Source organism: Cellulomonas olei (genome assembly GCF_039548315.1).
In the GTDB taxonomy this organism is placed as follows: Bacteria; Actinomycetota; Actinomycetes; order Actinomycetales; family Cellulomonadaceae; genus Cellulomonas.
This window is the reverse complement of record NZ_JBCLVN010000033.1, coordinates 1-21,983: the sequence shown is the minus strand read 5'-3', so window position 1 is coordinate 21,983 and position 21,983 is coordinate 1. Positions and strand designations below refer to the sequence as shown.

Here is a 21,983-nt window from a genome sequence, read left to right as displayed (position 1 = left end):
GGGCCCCACCTGCCGCGCGCCTGTGAGCTACCTGAGCATCGGCGGAGGTCAGTCCTCCTCGATCACCGACAGCACGTTGCCGGACGGGTCGGTGAACCAGGCGATGAGCGGACCGCCGCCGCGGAACACGCCGTCCTCGTCGGTCTGCACGGGGGTGCCCTCGTAGCGCTCGAACTGCACGCCACGCCCTCGCAGCTCGGCCACCGCCGCCGGCACGTCCGGCACCGGGAAGTTGAGCACCGTGTACCCGGCCGGCGCGTGCGCATCGCCCTTCGGGTACAGCAGCACGTCGCGGCCGCCGGCCAGGTGCAGCCACAGCATCCCGTCCCGCTCCTGCGCGTCGAGGCCGAGCACGTCCGCGTAGAACGCCCGGGCGGCGGGCACGTCCGCCACCGAGTACCCGCTGAAGCCCTTGCTGAGGTCGAGCACGGCAGCCTCCTCGTCGTCGTGCGTCCCGGTCCCAGCGTGGACCCTGCGGGCGCCCCCGGGAAGCCCCCGCGCCCGCGCCCTGCGACGGCGCCCCGTCGGCGACCCCGGCGGGGCTGGTGGAGGAATCGTGCGCGTGCACGACCCGCGCGGCGCGGCGTGGGTGCCCTCCCCTACCGTGGACGGGTGTCCCGCCCCGCCACCGCCGTGCCGCCCGCACGCCCCGAGCCCGAGCCGCTCGCGCCCGTCCGCGGCGCCCGGGGCCCGGCCGTGGGCCGCGCCCTGCTCGCGCTGCTCGTGGCGCTGGTCGCGAGCGCGGGCATCGGCGTCACCTGGGCCGTCTTCGTGGGGACGGAGCACGGCCAGGCGGTGGACCAGGCGTCGCTCGACGGCGCGCACATCGGGCAGAACCGGCTCTGGGAGGTCGCGGGGCCGGTGCTCGACGTCGTGTCGGTGGGCTTCATCGCCGCCGCCGTCCTCGGGTGCGCCGCGATCGCGGTCGTGCGGCGGCGCTGGGGCCTCGCCGTGGTGGCGGCGGTCGTGCTCGGCGGCGCCAACCTGACGACGCGGGTGCTCAAGGTCCTGGTGCTCGACCGCCCCGAGCTCGGGCACGGACCGGAGTTCAACACGCTGCCGAGCGGCCACACCACCGCCGCCGCCTCCGTGGCCGCCGCCCTGCTGCTGGTGGTGCCGCCCCGCGTCCGGCCCTGGGTGGCGGTGCTCGGCGCCGGCTACGCGGGTGCGACCGGGGTGAGCACCCTCGTGGGGCAGTGGCACCGGCCGTCGGACGTCGTCGCCGGGCTGCTCGTCGTGCTCGCGTGGGGCGCCGTGGGGTGCGCGCTGCTCGCGCTCGGCGGGGAGCCCGCGGGGGAGCGGACCCCGCCGACCGCGGCCGTGCGCACCGTGACGGCCGGGACGCGGGGACCCGTCGCGGCGGACCGCGCGGCCACCTCGGTCGCGCTCGCGCTGCTCGGTGCCGTCGCCGTCGTCGCGGGGGCCCTCGCCGTGGTGGCGCTGCGCCGCACGTGGCTGTCCGCCGACCCGGTGGGCGGCCGCGCGGAGCTGCTGACGTCCTACGGCGGCGGCGCCCTGGGGATCGTCGCGGTCGCGGCCGCGTCGTCCGCCGTGCTGCTCGTGCTGCGCCGGGCGGCGACCGCGGGATCGGCCGGTGCAGGACGGACGTCGTAGAGTTCCCCCGCACGGGGGGTGGCATCCTGTCGTCGCCCGACCGGACCGGACCTGAGCACCGGAGCCGGCCGCCGCAGCGGGGGCACGGTGGGGCACGGTCGCCCCGGGAGCCCGGCACCGCGCCGGGCACCGGGCAGTTCTGAGGAAGCAGGAGCGCATGTCGTCACGTCGCAAGCTGGTCATCGTGGAGTCGCCCGCCAAGGCGCGCACGATCGCCGGGTACCTCGGCGACGAGTACGAGGTCGAGGCGAGCGTCGGGCACATCCGTGACCTGCCGCAGCCGAGCGAGCTGCCCGCGGACATGAAGAAGGGGCCCTTCGGGAAGTTCGCCGTCGACGTCGACAACGGCTTCGAGCCCTACTACGTGGTCGACTCCGACAAGAAGAAGAAGGTCGCCGAGCTCAAGCGCCTGCTCAAGGAGTCCGACGAGCTCTACCTCGCCACCGACGAGGACCGCGAGGGCGAGGCCATCGCGTGGCACCTGCTGCAGGAGCTCAAGCCCAAGGTCCCGGTCAAGCGCATGGTGTTCCACGAGATCACCCGGGAGGCCATCGCCCGCGCGCTGGAGAACACCCGCGAGCTCGACGACCGGCTGGTGGACGCCCAGGAGACCCGGCGCATCCTCGACCGGCTGTACGGGTACGAGGTCAGCCCGGTCCTGTGGCGCAAGGTCCGCCAGGGCCTGTCGGCCGGTCGCGTGCAGTCGGTCGCGACACGCCTGGTGGTCGAGCGGGAGCGCGAGCGCATGGCGTTCGTCGCGGCGGACTACTGGGACCTGACGGCGACGTTCGCGGTGCAGGACGCCGCGGAGCCGACGTTCGACGCCCGGCTGGTGCAGCTCGGCGAGCGGCGTGTGGCGACGGGCCGCGACTTCGGCGACGACGGCGTGCTGCGGGGCAGCGGTGCGAGCCGTCCCGTGCACCTCGACGAGACCGCGGCGCGGGCGTGGGTGACGGCCCTCGACGGCGCGGCGTTCGGCGTGCGGTCGCTCGAGACCAAGCCGTACACCCGCCGCCCGGCGGCGCCGTTCACGACGTCGACGCTGCAGCAGGAGGCCAGCCGCAAGCTGCGCATGGCCTCCCGGCAGACGATGCGCACCGCGCAGTCGCTGTACGAGAACGGCTACATCACCTACATGCGGACCGACTCGCCGACGCTGAGCACGCAGGCCGTGGACGCCGCGCGGCGCCAGGCGGCCGAGCTGTACGGCGCCGACCACGTGCCCGACAAGCCGCGCGTGTACGCCTCGAAGGCGAAGGGCGCGCAGGAGGCGCACGAGGCGATCCGTCCCGCCGGCGACGACTTCCGCACGCCCGCCCAGGTGGCCGGGGAGCTGTCCGGCGACCAGTTCCGCCTGTACGAGCTCATCTGGAAGCGCACCGTGGCGTCGCAGATGGCGGACGCGCGCGGCTCGACGGCCTCGGTGCGGATCGCCGCGACCGTCCCCGCGCCCGCGGCCTCCGGGGGGCCCGACGCGGGCGCGCCGACCGACGCCGTGTTCGCGGCCTCCGGCACCGTCATCACGTTCCGCGGGTTCCTCGCGGCGTACGAGGAGGGCCGGGACGTCGAGCGGTACGCGGCGGACGCCGAGGGCGGCGAGAAGGGCGGCGCCCGGGAGACCCGGCTGCCGCAGATGGCCGAGGGCGACCCGGTCACCGCCTCCGACCTCACCGCCGACGGCCACCGCACCTCGCCGCCGCCGCGCTACACCGAGGCGAGCCTGGTCAAGGCCCTGGAGGAGCGCGGCATCGGCCGGCCCTCCACGTACGCGGCGACGATCTCCGTCATCCAGGACCGCGGCTACGTGACGTCCCGCGGCCAGGCGCTCGTGCCGAGCTGGCTGGCGTTCGCCGTCACGCGGCTGCTCGAGGAGAACTTCGACCGGCTCGTCGACTACGACTTCACCGCCTCGATGGAGGAGGACCTCGACGCCATCGCGGCGGGGCAGAAGGACCGCGTCGACTGGCTGACGCGGTTCTACTTCGGCTCGGCCGCGGCCGAGGGCCCGGACGGGGACGGCCTGCGCGAGCTCGTCGCCAACCTCGGGGAGATCGACGCCCGCGAGGTGAACTCGATCGACATCGGCGAGGGCATCACGCTGCGCGTGGGTCGCTACGGCCCGTACATCGAGGACTCCGCCGGCGAGCCCGGCCCGGACGGCACCCCGCGGCGCGCGTCGGTGCCGGACGACCTGGCGCCGGACGAGCTGACCGTCGAGAAGGCCCGCGAGCTGCTCGAGACCCAGCCGGAGGGCGACCTGGTGCTGGGCGCCGACCCGGCGACGGGGCACACGGTCGTGGCGAGGAACGGCCGCTACGGCCCGTACGTGACGGAGCTGCTGCCCGAGCCGGAGCTCGACCCCGGGCTGTCCGCGGCCGCGCGCAAGAAGGCGCTCGCGGCGCTGCCGAAGCCGCGCACGGGCTCGCTGCTGAAGTCGCAGTCGCTGCAGACGATCACGCTCGACGAGGCGCTGCAGCTGCTGAGCCTGCCGCGCGTCGTGGGCACCGACCCGGAGACCGGGCTGGAGATCACCGCGCAGAACGGCCGGTACGGGCCGTACCTCAAGCGCGGCACCGACTCCCGCACGCTGCCGTCCGAGGAGGCGATCTTCACCACCACGCTCGACGAGGCGCTGGCGATCTACGCGCAGCCCAAGCGCGGGCGCGGCGCGACGGCCACCCCGCCGCTGCGGGAGCTGGGCGACGACCCGACCTCGGGCAAGCCGATCGTGGTGAAGGACGGCCGGTTCGGGGCGTACGTCACCGACGGCGAGACGAACCGCACGCTGCCGCGGGACGTGACGCCGGAGTCGATCACGCCCGAGCAGGCGGTCGAGCTGCTCGCCGAGAAGCGCGCGCAGGCGCCGAAGAAGAAGCCGGCCCGCAAGGCGGCCCCGCGCGCGAAGGCGGCGTCGAAGAAGTAGCCGGGCGGTCCCGTGGGCGCTACGCGGTGACCAGCTCCGTCCCGGTGGTGTCGTGGTCGGCCATCCGCACGCTGCGGATGGCCGGCTCGTCGTAGGTGTTCCAGTAGTAGGTGCCGGTGCGCGCCGAGAACAGCCCGGTGTAGATCGTCTTCTCGAACTCCCCGCTGTCCATCGCGGCGGCACCGTCCACCATCGCGACCTGCTGGAGCGTGTGGAACGCGCGGCTGACGTTGGCCTCCTCGCCGTCCTGCTCGGGGTAGTGCGCGTGGACGTAGGCCGCCCGCACGAACCGGGACGTCGAGGAGTAGTCGCCCGGGATGCCCCGCATGTGCGACCCGGAGCCGAACGGCACGAGGTGCGCGCGGCGGAGCACCAGCTCCCCGGGGAACTCCGGCGACGCGTTGAGGTAGTTGCGCAGGTTCTCGTGGTGCCACCCGAACCCGGGCTGGTTGGTCAGCACGTCGACGTCGTCCTCGTGCACGTGCAGGCCGTCGGCGGTCTGCTCCACGACGACGGCGCGGTCCGCGTCGCCGATGATCCAGTGCAGCATCGAGCTCGGGAACCGCTCGCTGACGGGCCGGTCCACGATCACGACGTCCTGGAGCGCCGCGGCGACCTCGTCCACCGTGGCGAACTGCGAGGCCACCCAGAGCGGGAGCTCGAACGCGGCGACGTTCGTCGCGCCGTCCACCGGGCCCGGTGCGTACGAGGCGTACCCCGGGAAGTTCAGGCCGGCCACCGCGAGGCCGGCGTCGTTGCCGCAGTCGAAGTAGAGCGGCACGCCCGCCTCCACGATGCCCGTGCCGATGACCGCGTGGCGGATCTCGGGCACCGCGCCGAAGGGCGAGCGGGGCGCGTACCCCGTCGGGGTCAGGACGACCCCCTCGCCGTAGCCGCTGGTCCAGTCGAGGTTGCGGGCGAGGTAGAGGTGACCGTCGCCGTCCGTGAACCTGATCCCTGTGCACATCTCGTGGCCCCCTGTCCGGTGCGCCCGGCCGCCGGGTGCCGCGTCGTCGGTGGCGCGGCGCGGCCGGGTTCGCCTCCCCAGCATGTGCCTCCCGGCACCGGTCCGCGCGGGGGGGGCTACGCCTCCCAGACCGCCCAGCCGCGGCCGGCGACGCCACCCGCGCCGGGTGCGCCCCCGGACGCGACGGGCCGCGCGCCGGCGGGCGGCGCGAACGGCCACTCCTCGTCGTCGAGGTTCAGGGCGACGAGCAGGGCCGCGGACCCGTCGGCGGCGCGCGACTCGTACGCCAGCCGGGTGCCGGTGACCTCGAGGACGCGCGTGCGGGCGGTGTAGAGCCACGGGTGCCGGCGCCGCAGGCCGATCAGCGCGGCGTGCCGGTCGTGCGCGGGCCGGCCGTCGGGCGCGTCGTCCGGGGCCGCGAGGTCCTCCGGCGTGGCCGGGTACGGCGGGCGGACCGCGTCGTCGCCGCCGGCGCGGTCCTCCTTCACGCCGCGGTACGCCTGCTCGTCGCCGTAGTAGACCGCCGGGGTGCCGCCGACGGTCATGAGCACCACGAGCGCGTGGCCCGCGAGCGTCGCGTCGCCGACCCGGCTGGCGATGCGCGTGACGTCGTGGTTGCCGACGAACGTGTACGGCACGAACGCGTCGAGGAACGCGTCGTGCCGGCCGAGCGTCCACGCGAGCTCGTGCCAGTTGCGGTCGACGACGGAGGACCAGATCGCCTTCCACAGCTCGTACTGCGTCACCGAGTCGACCCCGGACTCCGCGACGAACCCGGGGTAGTCGCCGTGGATGACCTCGCCCATCAGGTACGCGTCCGGGTGGGCGGCCCGCACCCGGTCCGTGACCTGCCGCCAGAAGGCCGTCGGCACCGCGTAGGCCGCGTCGAGGCGCCAGCCGTCCGCCCCGGCGTCCAGCCAGTGGGTCATGACGTCGGCGACCAGGTCGACGACGCGGGGCGAGTCGTGGTTCAGCGTGACGAGGGAGCGGTGGCCCTCGAAGCAGTCCCAGTCCGGCTCGCCGTCGGCCCAGCGGATGCGGAACAGCTCCGCCTCCGGGGACCCGGGGCCGCCCGCCAGCGCGGCGCGGAACAGCGGGTGCTGGTCGCCGACGTGGTTGAAGACGCCGTCCAGCAGCACGCGCACGCCGCGGTCGTGCGCCGCCGCGAGCAGGTGGTCGAGGTCGGCCCGGTCGCCGAGCCGGGGGTCGACGCGCAGGTGGTCGACGGTGTCGTAGCCGTGCGTGGCGGAGGCGAACACGGGGCCCAGCGCGAGGCCGTTCAGCCCCAGGTCGACCAGGTAGTCCAGCCAGCGCTCGACGTGCGCGAGGCGGTGCGTGACCGGCGTGGCGGTGTCCGCCGCCGGCTCGGCGCCCGTGAAGCCCAGCGGGTAGACGTGCCACCACAGGGCGTGCTCCACCCACGCGGGCGCCATCGTGCCTCCTTCGTCCGTCCCCGTGCAGACTCGCAGGCCCGCGGCCCGGTGTCACCTCGGCGGCCGGGGCGCCGGGACGGGCGGCCGCGCGGGCGCCCTCGCCCCGGGCGGGTCCGGCGGGGGCACCGCGGGCCCGCCCGGCGCGGCCCTCAGTGCGCCCGGTGCGGCACCGGCTCGGGCAGCCCGGCGTCGGCCCGCACACCGCGCGAGAAGCCCTCGATCGAGCGCAGCGCGTCCACCAGGTCCGGCACCCGCACCGTGAACGGCATGGCGTGGATCGTCTCGCCCTCGGCGGTGGCGGCCTGCGCCACGCGCGTGAGGTCGTCGACGTCGTCGGGGGACAGCCCCACCTCGGTGAGGGTGTTCGGCAGGCCGACGCGCGTCGTGAACTCGACGAAGTCCCGGATCTCCTGGACCGGCGCCCCCTCGAGCACGAGCTGCGTCACCGAGCCGATGTTGACCTTCTGCCCGTGCGTGAGGCCGTGCGTCTGCGGCGCGGCGGTGAGGCCGTTGTGGATCGCGTGCGCCGCGGCGAGGCCGCCCGACTCGAACCCGAGCCCCGACAGCAGCGTGTTCGCCTCGACGACCTTCTCGACCGACGGCGTCACGAGGTGGTCCCGCACGGCGGCGACCGCCGGCAGCGCGTGCTCCCAGAGGATGTCCCACGACAGGCGGGCCAGCGCCGTGCCGGTCGCCGTCGGCAGCCCGCCGGCCATCGTCGTGGCGTCGGTGCGCGCGACGGCGCGCGCCTCGATCCACGTGGCGAGCGCGTCGCCGACGCCCGCGACGAGGAAGCGCGCCGGGGCGTTGGCCACGAGCTGCGTGTCGACCAGCACCAGGTCGGGGTTGCGCGGGAAGAACCGGTACTCCTCGAACGCGCCGCCCTCGTCGTAGATGACCGACAGCGCGGAGCAGGGCGCGTCCGTCGAGGCGAGGGTCGGCACGGACACCCACCGGATGCCGGTGAGGAAGCCCGCCGCCTTCACCGCGTCGAGCGTCGAGCCGCCGCCGACGCCCACCACCACGTCGGCGCCCGTCTCCCGGATGCGGGCCGCGATGCCGTCGACGGCCGCCGCGGTCGCGTACACCCCGAAGCCGTCGCGCGTCAGCGGCAGCCCCGCCGCCTCGAGCGACCGCGAGACGGCCTCGCCGACGAACGACCACACGATGTCGTCGGCGACGACGAGCGGCGTGCGGCCGATGGGCTCGACCAGCTCCCCGAGGCGCTCGATCGCGCCGCGCCCCTGCGCGTAGCGGCCGGGGCTGATCATCGTGCGGACGGGCAGGTGGTCCAGGGTTGCGGACACGGCTCCTCCTCGGGTCGTGCGCCGGCGGGAGGGCCGTCGTGCCGGCCCGGGGGCTCCACCGACACGTCCACCGTACGGACGCGGCCCGGCGGCGGCACGGGGACGTCGGTCCCGACCTGGGAGGCCGGACGCTACTGTCGCGGGCATGACACTCGTCGAAGACCCGCGCACCGCGCCGCCGATCCGATGGGGGATCCTCGGCGCCGGCAACATCGCCGGAGCGTTCGCCGCCGCCGTCCGCTCCGCCACCCGGGCCCAGCTCGTGGCCGTCGGCTCCCGGGACCGCGTGAAGGCCGAGCGGTTCGCCACGCAGCACGGCATCCCGACGACGCACGTCGGCTACCGGGACCTGGTCGAGGACCCGCAGGTGGACGCCGTGTACGTCGCCACCCCGCACTCCGAGCACCGCGAGCACGCGCTGCTGGCGATCGCCGCAGGCAAGCACGTGCTGGTCGAGAAGGCGTTCACCCGCAACGCCGCCGAGGCCGAGGAGGTGCTGGCGGCCGCGCGCGCCGCGGGCGTGTTCGTCATGGAGGCGATGTGGACGCGGTTCCTGCCGCACGTCGCCGCGCTGCACCAGGTGATCGACTCCGGCGAGATCGGCGAGGTCGTGACGCTGCAGGCCGACCACGGCCAGTACTTCGCGTTCGACCCGGCGAGCCGGCTGTACGACCCGGCGCTCGCGGGCGGGGCGCTGCTGGACCTCGGCGTCTACCCGGTGTCGTTCGCGCACGACCTGCTGGGCGTCCCGGACTCCGTGCGGGCGGTGGGCACGCTCACCGCGACCGGCGTCGACGGCCAGATCGGCATGGTCCTGCAGTACGGGGAGCGCACGCAGGCGGTGCTGCACACCACGCTGTGGGCGAAGACGCCGACCACGGCCGCGATCACCGGCACGGAGGGCAGCATCGTCGTCGAGGGCTCGTTCTACGCGCCGACGTCGTTCCGGGTGCAGCGCCGCGACGGGCGGACCTGGCAGTTCAGCCAGCCGACGCCGCACGGGCTGCAGTTCGAGGCCGCCGAGGTGGCGCGCCGCGTCGCGGAGGGCGCCACGGAGAGCCCGCGCATGTCGTGGGCGGGCACGCTGGCCGTCCTGCGCACCATGGACGAGGTGCGCGCGCAGGTCGGGGTGGCCTACCCCGGCGAGTGAGGCGCCGCAGCCGCCGCCGGCGGGTCGGGCGGTGTGGGCGCGGGTGGATACCCTGGCGCCCGTGACGCTGCCCGAGCCGCCCGCGGCCCCCGCTGCCCCGTCGTCGAGCCCCGGCCCCGGGCAGGCGCCCGCCGGGCCCGTCGACGGCGTCGTGCCCGGCGGGCTCTTCGTGTCGTTCGAGGGCGGCGACGGCGTCGGCAAGTCCACGCAGTCCCGGCTGCTCGGCGAGTGGCTCGAGGGCCTGGGGCTCACCGTCGTGCTGACCCGGGAACCGGGCGGCACGGAGCTGGGCCGGGTGCTGCGCCGCGAGGTGCTGCACGGCGGGCACGTCGACCCGCGCACCGAGGCGCTGCTGTACGCGGCCGACCGCGCCCAGCACGTCGCCTCGCTGGTCCGGCCCGCGCTCGAGGCCGGGCAGGTCGTGGTGACCGACCGCTACCTCGACTCGTCCGTGGCGTACCAGGGCACCGGGCGGGACCTCGGCGCGGACGAGGTGGAGCGGCTCTCGCTCTGGGCGACGGGCGGCCTGCTGCCCCGGCTGACCGTGCTGCTCGACCTCGACCCCGCGGCGGGTCTGCGCCGGCTGCACGCGCGGCCCGACCGGCCGGACCGGCTGGAGAGCGCGGGGGACGACTTCCACCGCCGCACCCGCGAGGCGTTCCTGGCGCGGGCGGCGGCCGACCCCGGCCGCTGGCTCGTGCTGGACGCGGACCGGCCGGTCGAGGCGATCGCGGCGGACGTCCGCACCCGGGTCGCGGCGCTGCTCGGCGTACCGGCCCCCGCGGCCGAGGTGGCGCCGTGACGACCGTGTGGGACGACGTCGTCGGGCAGGAGCCGGCCGTCCGCGTGCTGCGGGAGGCCGCCGAGGACCCCACCCGCATGACGCACGCGTGGCTGCTCACCGGGCCGCCGGGGTCGGGGCGCTCCAACGCGGCGCGCGCCTTCGCGGCGGCGCTGCAGGACCCCTCGGGGGACCCGCGCAGCCCCGGGTGCGCGACGGTGCTGGCCGGGACTCACCCGGACGTCACGTTCGTCGCCACGGAGGGCGTGGTCATCCGCGCGGACACCGTGCGCCCCCTGGTCGAGCTCGCCCAGCGGGCCCCGTCGCAGGGCCGCTGGCGGGTGATCGTCGTCGAGGACGCCGACCGGCTCAACGAGACCTCCGGCAACGTGCTGCTCAAGGCCATCGAGGAGCCGCCGCCGCGCACCGTGTGGCTGCTGTGCGCCCCGAGCCCGCAGGACGTGCTGGTGACGCTGCGCTCCCGCAGCCGGTCCGTCGCGCTGCGCGTGCCCCCGGTGGAGGACGTCGCCGACCTGCTGGTCCGGCGCGACGGCATCGACCCCGCGACCGCGCTGGTCGCCGCCCGGGCCGCCCAGTCGCACGTCGGGGTGGCCCGGCGGCTCGCCCGCGACCCGGAGGCCCGGGCGCGGCGCTCGGCGGTGCTGCGCATCGCCCCGCGGGTCCGGGGCGTGGGGGACGCCGTGCTGGCCGCCGGCGAGCTGGTCGAGACGGCGCAGGCCGACGCGAAGGCCGCCACGGAGGAGCGCGACGCCCGCGAGCGCCAGGAGCTGCTGCGGTCCCTGGGCGCGGAGGGGCTCACCGCGATCCCCCCGGCGCTGCGGGGGCAGGTGCGGCAGCTCGAGGAGGAGCAGAAGCGCCGCGCGACGCGGGCGCAGCGCGACGTGCTGGACCGCGCGATGGTGGACCTGCTGTCGTTCTACCGCGACGTGCTGGTGATCCAGCTCGGCGCGGACGTGCACCTGGTCAACGCCGAGCACGAGGACGCCGCCCGGGCCCTGGCCGCGTCCTCGACGCCGGAGCAGACGGTGCGGCGCATGGACGCCGTCTCCGAGGCGCGCACCCGGCTCGAGGGGAACGTGGCACCGCTGCTCGCGGTCGAGGCGATGATGATCGCCCTGCGTCCGCAGGCCTGACGCCGGGCGGGGGCGCGGGCGCGCAACCCGCGCGTGACCGGCCTGGGGACGACGCGCCTGCGGGCGCCGGGCGGCCGTTACGGTTGTCCGGTGACACCCGCCTCGCCGCTCCCCAGCCCCTCCGCGCCCGCTCGCCGGGCCGCCCGCCGCGGCGGTCGCGTGGCCGCGCTCGCCGCCGTCGCCGCCCTGGTGCTCGCCGGGTGCGTCGGGCCCAAGGAGCAGACCGAGGTCACCGAGCAGCCGACGCCGACGGCCGCGGACGTGCGCGGGCTCGACGCGATCTACGACCAGGACCTCGACTGGCAGCCCTGCGGGGACCTGGAGTGCGCGACGCTCGTCGTGCCGCTCGACTACGGCGAGCCCGACGGCGACACCATCGAGGTCGCCGTGAACCGGCACCGGGCGACCGGCGACCGGATCGGCTCGCTGCTCATCAACCCCGGCGGCCCGGGCGCCTCCGGCCTCGACGCCCTCTCCGGCATCGCGCTGCCGCGGTTCGGGGAGGAGGTGGTCGCGCGCTACGACCTCGTGGGGTTCGACCCCCGCGGCGTCGGGTCCTCCACCCCGGTGACGTGCGTCGACGGTCCCGCCATGGACGCGCTCGTCTCCACCGACTTCGACCTCGCGACGGACGCGGGGGTCGCGCAGGCCGAGGCCGCGTACGGCGACTTCGGGGCGGCCTGCCTGGAGAACACCGGGCCCGTGCTCGGGCACGTCGACACCGTCAGCGCCGCGAAGGACATGGACGTGCTGCGCGCGGTCCTCGGCGACGAGACCCTCGCGTACGTCGGCTACTCGTACGGCACGCAGCTCGGCGCCACGTACGCGGCGCTGTTCCCCGAGCACGTCGGCCGCCTCGTCCTCGACGGCGCGCTCGACCCGACGCTGCCCGCCGAGGAGATCTCGAAGGGCCAGGCCGTCGGGTTCGAGAACGCCCTGCGCGCCTACGTCGCCGACTGCCAGGCCGGCGCCGACTGCCCGCTGACCGGCTCCGTCGACGACGGCCTCGCGCAGGTCCGGGCCCTGCTGGACCGCGCGCGGACGTCGCCGCTGCCCACCGGCACGGACCGGCCGCTGACCGGCACGCTGGCGTTCAGCGGGATCGCGCTGCCGCTGTACGACGAGGGCTCCTGGAGCTACCTCACGATGGGCCTCGACGCGGCGCTCACCGAGGGCGACGGGTCCGTGCTGCTGCAGCTCGCCGACCTGTACTACGACCGCAACCCCGACGGCACCTACGCGACGAACTCCACCGCCGCGTTCTGGTCCATCGGGTGCGCCGACGACCGCAGCACCACGGACGTGGCGCAGATGCGGGCGCAGGCCGCCGACATCGAGGCCGCGGCGCCCACCGTCGGCTACTTCTTCGGCTACGGCGGCATCGTCTGCGCGCAGTGGCCCGTCCCCGAGGCCGGGGGGCTCGACGACTACTCGGCGGCGGGCGCCGCGCCGATCGTCGTCATCGGCACCACGAACGACCCCGCGACGCCGTACGCCTGGGCCGAGAGCCTCGCGCAGACGCTCGACTCCGCCACCCTCCTGACGTACGAGGGGGAGGGGCACACGGCGTACGGGCGCTCGAACTCCTGCATCGCCGACGCGGTCGACGCCTACCTGGTCGACGGCACCGTCCCCGCGGAGGGCACCCGCTGCTGACCCCCGGCGCCGCCGCTTTGGAGGACGCGCCGTGCGCCGGGTACAGTGTCGGTGCTCGTCCGCCGGAAGTGCGGGCGCGCCGCCTTAGCTCAGTCGGCAGAGCGTCTCACTCGTAATGAGAAGGTCAAGGGTTCGATTCCCTTAGGCGGCTCAGGCCCAGAACAGCCCGGGATCCTCGTGATCGCGGGCTGTTCTGCTGTATCGGGCGACGCGGCCTCCGGCAGGCCCGCGTCGGTCGACGGGTGGGACCACGTGATCCGGCGCCGGCGCCCCACCGCTCGACGGCGACGGTGCGGTCCGGCGCCTCCCTCCGGGGTGCCTGCCGGCCGGTCAGGGCCTGGCGGGCCGGGGCGTAGACTCGGGACCAGCCCGGTGTCGAGGACCTCCCAGCGAGGCGACGACCCGGATCCAGCATCGGAGGGCGTCATGCCCGTCCAGCCCGCTTCCCACTCCGCCCCCACCCGCGACCGTGAGCCCGTCGACCCCGCGCAGCGCGCCCCCGGTGCCACCGCACGCACCCGGGCCTCCGGCACCCGCACCAGCGCCGCGTGGTTCGGCATCTGCCTCGGCGTCCTCGTGCTGGTCGCGCTCGTGGTGTTCATGCTGCAGAACACCGGGCCGGTCGAGGTCTCGTTCCTCGGCCTGAACGGCACCGCGCCGCTCGCGCTGACCCTGCTCATCGCGGGACTCGGGGTGGGGATCGTGGTCCTCGTCGTCGCCTCCTTGCGCATCGGCCAGCTCCGCCGTCGAGCAGCCGGCGGGCACCCGACCGGAGCGCGGCGGTGACCGCCCACGGCGAGCTCGCCACCGGCGGGGCGCTCCGCCTCACCTCGATCCTCACCAGCGGGCTGCCCGCGCTGCTCGGCACGGGCCAGGCACCGACGCGGTACACGGTCCCGGTCGTGTTCTCCCGCCAGGTCTCGGTGCCGGAGAAGACCGCCATCGAGGGACCGGAGACCGTGCGGCGGCTCGCCGGGCGCGGTTACCCGCAGGTGACGCTGCAGGTCTCGGACCGGCGCCTGCTCGTCGGCCACACCAGCCTCGAGGAGCTCGAGGAGGGCCTCGCGCACGAGCTCACGCTCCTGCTCGCCGACATCGGGCAGGCGGTCTCACGAGAGCGCGACGAGCGTGCCGCGGCCGCAGCCGTCCGCCAGTCCGCCGAGTCCGACCGCGCCGTCGACGTGCAACGGGCGGTCGACCGCATCGTCTTCGCGTGAGGGAGCAGCCGGCGTCCCGGAGGGGATGACCCGGCGTTCGCCGCAGGGGCCGGCGGGCGGGCGAGACGGCGCGCCACCCTCCGGGAGGCGGACGGGGACGGGCCCCTCGTGGTCGCCGGTCGGGCAGCGCACGCGGTGGGGCTGATCGCGGCGCGAGCCGGCGACGGTGCGGAGCACGAGGTCGCCGCCGTTGCCGACGGTGAGGTGGACGCGCCCGAACGGGCGAATCTCGGCCGGTGCGCGCAGGTCCCATGCCGTGCGAGCCGATACGACGTCGGACGTTCCACCACGACGACGAGGAGACCCATGTCCCGCACCGGCCGCTTCACCTTCGACGGGGGTGCCGCGACCTACGTCGGCACCGCGATCCTCGGGGTGCTCATCACGACGCTCACGCTGGGGATCTGCTACCCGTTCCAGGTGGTGCTCATGCAGCGGTGGCGGGCCAAGCACGCGCGCATCGACGGTCAGCAGCTCGTCTTCACGGGGAGCGCGACGGGACTGTTCGGCCTGTGGATCGCCTGGTTCCTGCTGAGCGTCGTCACCCTCGGCATCTACCTGCTGTGGGTGGGGCCACGCATCGAGGCGTGGAAGTGGGAGCACACCGACTTCGCGACGCCGGTCCAGCCGCTCGTCCCGTACGGCCAGGTGCCGCCGGGGCAGAACGTGACGGTGAACGTCGCGCGCTGAAAGTCGACGCGCGGCGTCGTCCGGGCCCGTAGGTTGTCGCCGTGGCGGGCGGCATGGAGGACGTGGAGCTGGTCGAGCTCCCGGGACCCGGCGCGTCCCCCGGCCCCGCCGACGCGGGGGTGCAGGACGCGGTCGACCGGCGCCGGGCGGGGTTGGCGCGGGTGCTGCGTCGCTGGTGGCCGGTGCCGGTGGTCACGATCTGCGCGCTCGTGGGGTGGCAGCTCGTGACGGACGCGCGCGAACGTGACCGCATGGAGCGGGCCCGCGGTGTCGAGGGGGTCCTGGCGGAGGCGGTCGTGCCGCCGCTGGACGCGGCGCCGTGGGGCGACGACGACACGGTGCAGGTGCTCTACGGCGGCGCGGCGGTGGCCGGCGGGCTGCTGGTCGGTCCGGTGTACCTCGGCGACGGCTCGGTCCCCGTGGTCGCCGCGGACCACGCCACGGGTGCGGAGCGGTGGCGCACGCAGGTCGCGCGCACGCCGGAGGGGTCCCTGGTGGGTGCCGGTGTCTCCTGCCAGCAGCCGGTGACGGACGACCCGCCGACGGTCTGGTGCACGGTCGGGGAGCCGGTGTCGCTGGCGGACGGCACGACGGGGACGCGGGCGCGGGCCGTCGAGCTCGACCTCGCGGACGGTGCGGTCCTCTCCGACCGGGAGCTGGGCACCGGCGGCGCGACGGCTGCCGTCGGTGACCTCGTCGTCCTCGCGTCGGGCGGGCCCGAGTCGGTGCGGGTGACGGGCGTCGACCGGCGGTCGGGTGCCACCCGGTGGGACGTGACGCTGCCGGAACGCGCGCAGGAGGGCAGCGCGCCGGCGGTGTGGGCGGCCGGCGGCCACGTGATGGTGTGGGGCTCGCGCGACGTGTGGGCGCTCGACCCCGCCGACGGTCGCGTCCAGGTCCACGACGCCGGCGTGGAGCCCGGCACCGGCGGGCGGCTCGTCGCGACCGACCACCAGGGGGTCAGCCGGCTGCTGGACGCCGACGGGAACCCGACCGGGGTCTCGGCGCCGGGAGCGCCCCTGAGCCTGCTGCCCGACGACGACAGCGCGGCGGGCCTCGTGCTGCTCGGCGACGGCGCGCCCGTGCGGACCGTCCGCGCCGTCGACCCGGACACCGGGGACGTCGTGTGGGAGCGCGAGGTCGACCGTGGGAGCACCGTGAACCTGATGCTGCTCGACGGCGTGCTGTACGGCAGCGGGACGGAGTCCGTCTGGGCCGTGGACGCCGTGACCGGTGAGGCGCGGTGGACGACCGGGGCGGGGGAGAGCCCGGCGTGGCAGGTGCTGACCGACGGGCGGGTGCTGCTGCGCACCGAGCAGGGTGCGGACGGCCCCGAGCTCGCGGCGTACGCCCTGCGCGACGGCGACGAGGTGTGGCGGACCGTGCTCCCCCCGACCGTCCAGACCGTGTGGCAGACGCAGGGGCTGCTGGTCGGGGACGGGTCCGCGGGCCTCGTCGCCCTGCACTGACGGCGGGCACGCCGTCCGGCCCGGTGCGCGCAGCCCGCGCGCCGGTGCCCGTCTCGTCATAGCGTCGGCGGTGGTGCTCGCGGAGCACCACCGCCCGCTCGACCGTCGCGGGACCGGCCCGGCCCGCCCACCCTGGAGGCCGCATGGACGTGCGCGACCTGCCGCTGCGCCTCGGCGCCGGCGCCTACATCCTCAGCTCGGGAGTCGACAAGCTGTCGGCCGACGAGGAGACCGCCGCGGGGTACCACGGCATGGCCGCCGGGGCGTACCCGTTCCTGGCCGACGTCGACCCGGTGACGTTCACGAAGGCGCTCGCGGCCACGGAGATCGCGCTCGGTGCCGGTCTGCTGCTCCCGGTGGCCCCGCGGAAGCTGCTCGCCGCCGGGTTCACGGCGTTCTCGGCCGGCCTCGTCGGCATGTACTGGCGGACGCCGTCGCTGCGCCGGGGACCGCGCGACCCGCGGCCGAGCCCCGACGGCGTCGGCGTCGCCAAGGACGTCATCCTGCTCGGCACGTCGGCGTCGTACCTGCTGCACGCGCTGACCCGGCGGTCGGGGCACCGGAGGCAGCGGGTGCGCCGGGGCTGACGGCGCGGCGCGCCGCCTCCGGGCGGCGACGTGGTGTTCGCGCTGCGCTGACCCCCTTGCCGGGATGCCCGTCGTCGCACGTACCGTGACGCCATGCCCGACGTGATCGTGTCCGCCGCCGACCTCGCCCGTGAGCTCGGCGGACCGCGCCCGCCCCACCTGCTCGACGTCCGCTGGACGCTCGGCGGCCCGCCCGGGATCGTGGCGTTCCGCGAGGGCCACCTGCCTGGCGCCTCGTACGTGGACCTGGACACCGAGCTCGCCGCCGCCCCGAGCGCCGCGGCCGGCCGGCACCCGCTGCCCGACGTCGCCGACCTGCAGGCCGCGGCCCGGCGGTGGGGTCTGCGGGCGGGTGAGCCCGTGGTCGTCTACGACGACTCCGGTGCGATGTCGGCGGCCCGGGCCTGGTGGCTGCTGCGCTGGGCCGGGGTGGCGGACGTGCGGATCCTCGACGGCGGACTGGCCGCGTGGACCGCGGCGGGCGGGGCGGTCGAGACCGGGGAGCGCGACGTGGAGCCCGGCGACGTCGAGCTCTCCGCGGGGCACCTGCCGACGCTCGACGCCGACGGCGCGGCGCAGTGGGCCGACGAGGGCGTGCTGCTGGACGCGCGTGCCGCCGAGCGGTACCGCGGCGAGGTCGAGCCGGTCGACCCGCGCGCGGGTCACATCCCCGGGGCCGTGAGCGCGCCGACCTCCGAGAACCTCGGCACCGACGGGCGGTTCCTACCCGCGGACGACCTGACGGCACGGTTCGCCGCGCTCGGCGTGCCCGCGGGCGACGTGGCGGTCTACTGCGGTTCCGGCGTGACGGCCGCGCACCAGGCGGCGGCCCTCGTCATGGCCGGGCGGACGCCCGTGCTGTACCCGGGGTCGTGGTCGCAGTGGTCCGCGGACCCGGAGCGCCCCGTCGCGACCGGCGAGGACGCCGCTGCCCGCTGACGCCCGGCGGTCACGGTCCCGCGGTCACGACCTCGCGCTCCGCGCGCCGCACCACGTACCGGTCGCTGAGCACCACGACCAGCGTGATGACGTACGCGAAGAACAGCACGTCCGCGGCGGACAGGATGCCGCGCCGCCCGCCGACCAGGGCCGTCAGCAGCACCAGGGCGACGGCGTTCACGACGAACGAGACCACCGCCGTCGTCACGGGCCCCCGACCGTGGCCGCCCGTGCGGGCCACGAGGGCGGCGTTCGCCAGCACGACGAGCGCCACGACGACGACCACCTGCGCCGGGCGCGGCTCCGGCCCCGGGTAGACCTCCACGAGGATCACGGTCAGCAGGGCCGTCAGCACGACCTTCTCGACGAGCGGCCACCCCCGGTCCGTGCGGACGCGGGCGGGGCTCCCGGCGGGCACCCAGCCGATCGCCGCGCTCACGGCGTCCGCGTCGAACCGCCACGGCCAGTCCGGGCGCGGCAACCGGGGCCACGCCCACCTCGCCACCAGGACGAGGACCACGGCCAGGGCGACCAGGACCGCCGCGACCCACGGCCGGTTCCGGAACCCCGCGGCCCAGCCGTCCGCCGGGTCGACCCCGAGGACCACCCGCGCGAACTCGTCCGTGGCGTCCAGCTGCGCGACGTGGATCCACCACTCCTGCGGCAGCTTGACGACGACCCAGATCACCGCCGCGGTCACCACCAGCGCCCGCCGGCTGATCCGCAGCGGGTTCCAGCGGGTCCGCACGGCCTCGACGGCGATCACGACGTACTCGAACGTGTTCGGGAAGACCAGGAGCAGCCAGCGCGCCCCGGTGAGCTCGAACGCCAGCACCCCCACGAGCCGGTAGTACCAGAGGGCCGCGACCAGGGCGACGGAGAACCGGTCCGGCCAGTTCCGCCGCACCGCCAGGTACGTGATCGCCAGGTAGTAGACGTCCAGGGCCTTGTCGAACGACTGGTACCAGTCGACCCCGACGTCCGTCAGCGCGGACAGGATGCCGCCGTCCACGCCGTCGACAATGAGCGACGCCAGCAGCGCCGGCAGCGGGAAGCGGGGGATGAGCAGCGGGACCGCGAGGCGCAGCACCAGGACGACGGCGATCACGCTGCCGTCGGTGAGCGAGTCGGCCGACATGCCCGCAACCTAGTGCCGCGACGCACCCAGGCGGCAGGGGCGCCGCGCCGGGGCGTGGCAGCCCGGGTCTCGGGCGAGCGGGGAGCGGCGAGCGGCGGGCCCGGGCGGTGCGGCCGCCGCGGCACGTCAGCCCGCGGGCACCCGCGCTCCCGCGGACGCCGCCCCGAGCCACGTGTGCGGGTTGCGGTCCCAGCACCAGCCCAGCTTCGGCGCGCGGGCGCTGATCCACACCGCCGGCACCCGCTGGTTCCGCGCGCGCGACCCCAGGAGCGAGAAGCACCGGTTCGGTCGCAGCATGTCGGGGCGCAGCGCCACGAGGGCCAGGCCCTCCGCGATGGTCAGCGGCACGCGGCCGCGCCGCCGCACCGTCACGAGCGCCTGCTCCGGCGGCACACCGCAGAACTCCGACCCCGTGTCGACGTCCGTCAGCAGGTACGGCGCGGCGGGTGCGACCGCGTCCGGCAGCGGCAGGTAGGTCGCCAGCTCGTCGTCGTCGATGACGCTCACCCCGGGCCGCGGTCCGCGGCGGGTCGCGGCGACGGCGGCGTTCGCCCGCGTCGTGCCGCCGTCCAGCACCAGGACGAACGGGACGTGGTCCTGCGGCGGCACCGCGCTCGCCGGCAGGTCGTCGACGACCCGGCGCAGCGGCTCGACCGCCGTGGCGAGGTCGGCAGCCGTCCACCCGTGCAGCGTCGCGAGACCCAGGTCGACCGCGGCCCGGACCTGCCGGTCCAGCTCGGAGCGGGCGGAGGCGTCGGGGTCGAACGGGTCCGCCCGGCGGTCGGCGGCGGCGACGGTCGGCCAGGCGGGATCGGCGGGGACGACAGGGACGGGCACGGGCGCTCCGTTCGACGGGCGGTCGGGAGCGGGTCAACGTCCGCCGCGGTCGGCGAGTTCCCTCGCGCCGGTGGTGGCGCCGGTGCCGGGTGCTCGGCCCCGGGCCCGGGTTCAGCCGTCCGCGCCGTCCGCGGCGGGCGCGTCGTCGGAGCCGGCGGCCTCCCGGGGCCGGTCGCGGTCCCTGCTCGGCTGCACCCGCTTCGGCTCGCCCGGCATCTTCGGGTACTCCGGCGGGTACGGCAGGTCGCCCAGGTCGTGGTCCCGCTCGTCGCGCGCCGCCAGCTCCAGCAGCCCCTCGAGGGACCCGGCCGGGACGTCCTCCGTGCCGGGCGCCGGAGACGTCCGGGCGACGAGCGGTGCGAACAGGTCGCCGACCTCCGCGAACCGGGCCGGCATCGTCGTCACGTCGAAGTCGTCGGGGTGCACGTCCGGCACCTCCTCCCAGCGCAGCGGCGCCGAGACCGTCGCCCGGCGGTTCGGGCGCACCGAGTACGCCGAGGCGATCGTGCGGTCCCGGGCCATCTGGTTGTAGTCGACGAAGATCGCCTCGCCGCGCTCCTCCTTCCACCACCGCGTGGTGACCTGGCCCGGCAGCCGCCGCTCCAGCTCCCGGCCCAGCGCGATGACGGCGCGGCGGCACTGCGTGAACGACCAGCGGGGCTCGATCGGCACGAAGATGTGGATGCCCCGCCCCCCGGACGTCTTCGGGAAGCCGGTCAGGCCGTGCTCGGCCAGCACCTCCCGCACGTGCGGCGCGACGCGGGCCGCGTCGTCGAACGAGGTGCCGGGCTGGGGGTCCAGGTCGATGCGCAGCTGGTCGGGCGCCTCGACGTCGGCCCGCGTCACCGGCCACGGGTGGAACGTCAGCGTGCCGAGGTTCGCCGCCCACGCGACGACCGCGAGCTCCGTCGGCGTCACCTCGTCGGCCGTCCGCCCGGACGGGAACGTGATCGTCGTCGACTCGACGTAGTCCGGCGCGCCCTGGGGGACGCGCTTCTGGAAGAACGCGTCGCCCCTGTTGTCCGCCCGGGTCGACAGCCGGGCGCCCTCGAACCACCCGCGCGGCCAGCGCTCGAGCGTCGTCGGGCGGTCGAGCAGCGCACCGAGGATGCCGTCGCCGACCGACACGAAGTACCGCACGACGTCCATCTTGGTCAGGCCGCGGTCGGGGAAGTACACCTTGTCCGGGTTCGAGACCCGCACGGTGCGCCCGCGCACCTCGATCTCCTCGGCCGGCACCTTCGAGGGGCTCATCCGCTCACGGTAGGGGCCGCCCCTGACACGCGCACCCCTGACGTGACCCGGCGTGAGCGCGCGGGTGCGGGGCGGGGTGCGGGGCGGTGCGCGGGTGGGGCCTGCGGTCGGCGGGCGGGCGGCCCGGCGGGCAGCGCCGCGACGGGTGCGGGGGAGGTCGTCAGGCGGCCGGCTCGTCGCCGCCGCGGGCGAGCGCCGCGTCCAGGTCCGCGAGGATCCGCCGGCACTCCTCGACGTCCCAGGGCGTGCCCGCGATCTCGAACTCGAACAGCACCGGCCGCCCGGACCTCGCGGCGATCTGGCGTGCGGCCATCTGGTAGTGCCGGCCGAAGTTCCGGTTGCCGGAGCCGATCACGCCGACCATCCGCCGCCGGTTCACCGGCGAGCGCAGGAACCGGCGCACCGCCTCGGGGATCGTGTCGTTCCGGTCGTTGCCCGTCTTGTACGACGGAGTCAGCAGCACCCATGGGCCGTCGGCCTCGCCCAGCCGGTGCTCGCGCTCCGACAGGTCGAACACCGGCCGTCCGAGCCGCTCCGCGAAGGACCGCACCAGCCCCGACTTGCTGGAGTAGAAGTACACCGGGGTCTGCCGCACGCTCACCCTCCCGACCCTCCCGCGCCCACCCCCGCCAGCCCGGAGGACCAAGGTCCCGCACCCCGCACCCGGCACCCGGCACCCCGCACCCGGCACCCCGCACCCGGCGCCCCGCACCCGAACCCGCACCCCGCCCGCTGCGGCCCCTCCCCGTCCGCCATCGCCACCCCACCTCTCCCCGTTCGGAGGCTCCGACCGTGATCGGAGGGAGGCGCGCGGGATCGGAGGTGTCCGGGGAGCCCTCCGATCCCGCGCCGGACTCTCCGTGGCCC

At 76.0% G+C, this 21,983-nt stretch carries 20 protein-coding genes and 1 tRNA gene; 13 read left to right on the top strand and 8 right to left on the bottom strand.

Features of this window, described 5'->3' with window-relative positions; genetic code table 11:
• Window positions 1-48: 48 nt before the first annotated feature.
• The gene (locus AAHH18_RS11320) at window positions 49-429 is read right to left on the bottom strand and encodes a VOC family protein (RefSeq protein WP_343301698.1); all 381 of its coding nucleotides are present in this window, start codon (window positions 427-429) and stop codon (window positions 49-51) included.
• Between the two features lie 183 nt (window positions 430-612).
• Here AAHH18_RS11320 and AAHH18_RS11315 point away from each other — a divergent pair, with 183 nt between their 5' ends.
• Together AAHH18_RS11315 and topA are read left to right on the top strand one after the other, a co-directional pair.
• Complete coding sequence (locus AAHH18_RS11315) at window positions 613-1,614, top strand: phosphatase PAP2 family protein (RefSeq protein ID WP_343301697.1); 1,002 nt, start codon at window positions 613-615, stop codon at window positions 1,612-1,614.
• 157 nt (window positions 1,615-1,771) lie between these two features.
• On the top strand, window positions 1,772-4,537 hold the full coding sequence (gene topA, locus AAHH18_RS11310; RefSeq protein WP_343301696.1) for a type I DNA topoisomerase: 2,766 nt from the start codon (window positions 1,772-1,774) through the stop codon (window positions 4,535-4,537).
• Window positions 4,538-4,556: 19 nt separating this feature from the next.
• Here the strand turns inward: topA and bsh are convergent, their stop codons facing one another.
• From bsh to AAHH18_RS11295, 3 genes are all read right to left on the bottom strand, one after another.
• Entirely contained in the window at window positions 4,557-5,504 is a 948-nt protein-coding gene (gene bsh / locus AAHH18_RS11305; RefSeq protein ID WP_343301695.1) for a choloylglycine hydrolase, read from the bottom strand.
• Between the two features lie 116 nt (window positions 5,505-5,620).
• Complete coding sequence (locus AAHH18_RS11300; protein WP_343301694.1) at window positions 5,621-6,937, bottom strand: alpha-amylase family protein; 1,317 nt, start codon at window positions 6,935-6,937, stop codon at window positions 5,621-5,623.
• 149 nt (window positions 6,938-7,086) lie between these two features.
• Window positions 7,087-8,208 (bottom strand): glycerol dehydrogenase, encoded by a 1,122-nt coding sequence (locus tag AAHH18_RS11295; protein ID WP_343301716.1) that lies wholly within the window; start codon window positions 8,206-8,208, stop codon window positions 7,087-7,089.
• 181 nt (window positions 8,209-8,389) lie between these two features.
• Between AAHH18_RS11295 and AAHH18_RS11290 the strand changes: the two genes are divergently transcribed.
• From AAHH18_RS11290 to AAHH18_RS11240, 11 genes are all read left to right on the top strand, one after another.
• Window positions 8,390-9,394: a Gfo/Idh/MocA family protein gene (locus AAHH18_RS11290; protein WP_343301693.1), complete on the top strand. Its 1,005-nt coding sequence runs from the start codon at window positions 8,390-8,392 to the stop codon at window positions 9,392-9,394.
• Between the two features lie 151 nt (window positions 9,395-9,545).
• Complete coding sequence (tmk, locus tag AAHH18_RS11285; RefSeq protein WP_343301715.1) at window positions 9,546-10,196, top strand: dTMP kinase; 651 nt, start codon at window positions 9,546-9,548, stop codon at window positions 10,194-10,196.
• Window positions 10,193-11,329, top strand: a complete 1,137-nt coding sequence (locus AAHH18_RS11280; protein WP_343301692.1) for a DNA polymerase III subunit delta' — start codon at window positions 10,193-10,195, stop codon at window positions 11,327-11,329. Before tmk ends, AAHH18_RS11280 begins: the two co-directional genes overlap by 4 nt.
• Before the next feature lie 90 nt (window positions 11,330-11,419).
• Window positions 11,420-12,985, top strand: a complete 1,566-nt coding sequence (locus AAHH18_RS11275; protein ID WP_343301691.1) for an alpha/beta hydrolase — start codon at window positions 11,420-11,422, stop codon at window positions 12,983-12,985.
• A gap of 78 nt (window positions 12,986-13,063) precedes the next feature.
• Window positions 13,064-13,136, top strand: a tRNA-Thr gene (locus tag AAHH18_RS11270).
• Between the two features lie 275 nt (window positions 13,137-13,411).
• A complete protein-coding gene (locus AAHH18_RS11265; RefSeq protein ID WP_343301690.1) occupies window positions 13,412-13,771 on the top strand; it encodes a LapA family protein in 360 nt (119 codons plus the stop codon).
• Entirely contained in the window at window positions 13,768-14,202 is a 435-nt protein-coding gene (locus AAHH18_RS11260) for a hypothetical protein (protein ID WP_343301689.1), read from the top strand. Before AAHH18_RS11265 ends, AAHH18_RS11260 begins: the two co-directional genes overlap by 4 nt.
• A gap of 306 nt (window positions 14,203-14,508) precedes the next feature.
• Complete coding sequence (locus AAHH18_RS11255) at window positions 14,509-14,892, top strand: DUF898 family protein (RefSeq protein WP_283319454.1); 384 nt, start codon at window positions 14,509-14,511, stop codon at window positions 14,890-14,892.
• Window positions 14,893-14,933: 41 nt separating this feature from the next.
• On the top strand, window positions 14,934-16,361 hold the full coding sequence (locus AAHH18_RS11250; protein WP_343301688.1) for an outer membrane protein assembly factor BamB family protein: 1,428 nt from the start codon (window positions 14,934-14,936) through the stop codon (window positions 16,359-16,361).
• Between the two features lie 143 nt (window positions 16,362-16,504).
• Window positions 16,505-16,948: a hypothetical protein gene (locus AAHH18_RS11245; RefSeq protein WP_343301687.1), complete on the top strand. Its 444-nt coding sequence runs from the start codon at window positions 16,505-16,507 to the stop codon at window positions 16,946-16,948.
• Window positions 16,949-17,041: 93 nt separating this feature from the next.
• Window positions 17,042-17,887, top strand: coding sequence for a sulfurtransferase (locus AAHH18_RS11240; RefSeq protein WP_343301686.1), 846 nt, complete (start codon window positions 17,042-17,044; stop codon window positions 17,885-17,887).
• A 10-nt stretch (window positions 17,888-17,897) separates the two neighbouring features.
• Here the strand turns inward: AAHH18_RS11240 and AAHH18_RS11235 are convergent, their stop codons facing one another.
• The 4 genes from AAHH18_RS11235 to nrdI all read right to left on the bottom strand — a co-directional run bounded on the left by AAHH18_RS11235 (window position 17,898) and on the right by nrdI (window position 21,711).
• A complete protein-coding gene (locus AAHH18_RS11235; protein ID WP_343301685.1) occupies window positions 17,898-19,025 on the bottom strand; it encodes a hypothetical protein in 1,128 nt (375 codons plus the stop codon).
• 126 nt (window positions 19,026-19,151) lie between these two features.
• Entirely contained in the window at window positions 19,152-19,862 is a 711-nt protein-coding gene (locus AAHH18_RS11230) for a DUF5701 family protein (RefSeq protein ID WP_343301684.1), read from the bottom strand.
• 111 nt (window positions 19,863-19,973) lie between these two features.
• A complete protein-coding gene (locus tag AAHH18_RS11225; RefSeq protein ID WP_343301683.1) occupies window positions 19,974-21,116 on the bottom strand; it encodes a DNA polymerase domain-containing protein in 1,143 nt (380 codons plus the stop codon).
• A gap of 160 nt (window positions 21,117-21,276) precedes the next feature.
• A complete protein-coding gene (nrdI, locus tag AAHH18_RS11220; RefSeq protein ID WP_283321977.1) occupies window positions 21,277-21,711 on the bottom strand; it encodes a class Ib ribonucleoside-diphosphate reductase assembly flavoprotein NrdI in 435 nt (144 codons plus the stop codon).
• Between the last annotated feature and the right edge of the window lie 272 nt (window positions 21,712-21,983).

What these genes read in the sequence shown, in the direction of transcription:
- AAHH18_RS11300 (WP_343301694.1), bottom strand. Translation starts at nt 6,937, where the DNA reads ATGGCGCCCGCGTGGGTGGAGCACGCCCTGTGGTGGCACGTCTACCCG.
- AAHH18_RS11295 (WP_343301716.1), bottom strand. Translation starts at nt 8,208, where the DNA reads ATGATCAGCCCCGGCCGCTACGCGCAGGGGCGCGGCGCGATCGAGCGC.
- AAHH18_RS11265 (WP_343301690.1), top strand. Translation starts at nt 13,412, where the DNA reads ATGCCCGTCCAGCCCGCTTCCCACTCCGCCCCCACCCGCGACCGTGAG.
- AAHH18_RS11290 (WP_343301693.1), top strand. Translation starts at nt 8,390, where the DNA reads ATGACACTCGTCGAAGACCCGCGCACCGCGCCGCCGATCCGATGGGGG.
- AAHH18_RS11255 (WP_283319454.1), top strand. Translation starts at nt 14,509, where the DNA reads ATGTCCCGCACCGGCCGCTTCACCTTCGACGGGGGTGCCGCGACCTAC.
- AAHH18_RS11235 (WP_343301685.1), bottom strand. Translation starts at nt 19,025, where the DNA reads ATGTCGGCCGACTCGCTCACCGACGGCAGCGTGATCGCCGTCGTCCTG.
- AAHH18_RS11240 (WP_343301686.1), top strand. Translation starts at nt 17,042, where the DNA reads ATGCCCGACGTGATCGTGTCCGCCGCCGACCTCGCCCGTGAGCTCGGC.
- AAHH18_RS11225 (WP_343301683.1), bottom strand. Translation starts at nt 21,116, where the DNA reads ATGAGCCCCTCGAAGGTGCCGGCCGAGGAGATCGAGGTGCGCGGGCGC.
- AAHH18_RS11245 (WP_343301687.1), top strand. Translation starts at nt 16,505, where the DNA reads ATGGACGTGCGCGACCTGCCGCTGCGCCTCGGCGCCGGCGCCTACATC.
- topA (WP_343301696.1), top strand. Translation starts at nt 1,772, where the DNA reads ATGTCGTCACGTCGCAAGCTGGTCATCGTGGAGTCGCCCGCCAAGGCG.
- bsh (WP_343301695.1), bottom strand. Translation starts at nt 5,504, where the DNA reads ATGTGCACAGGGATCAGGTTCACGGACGGCGACGGTCACCTCTACCTC.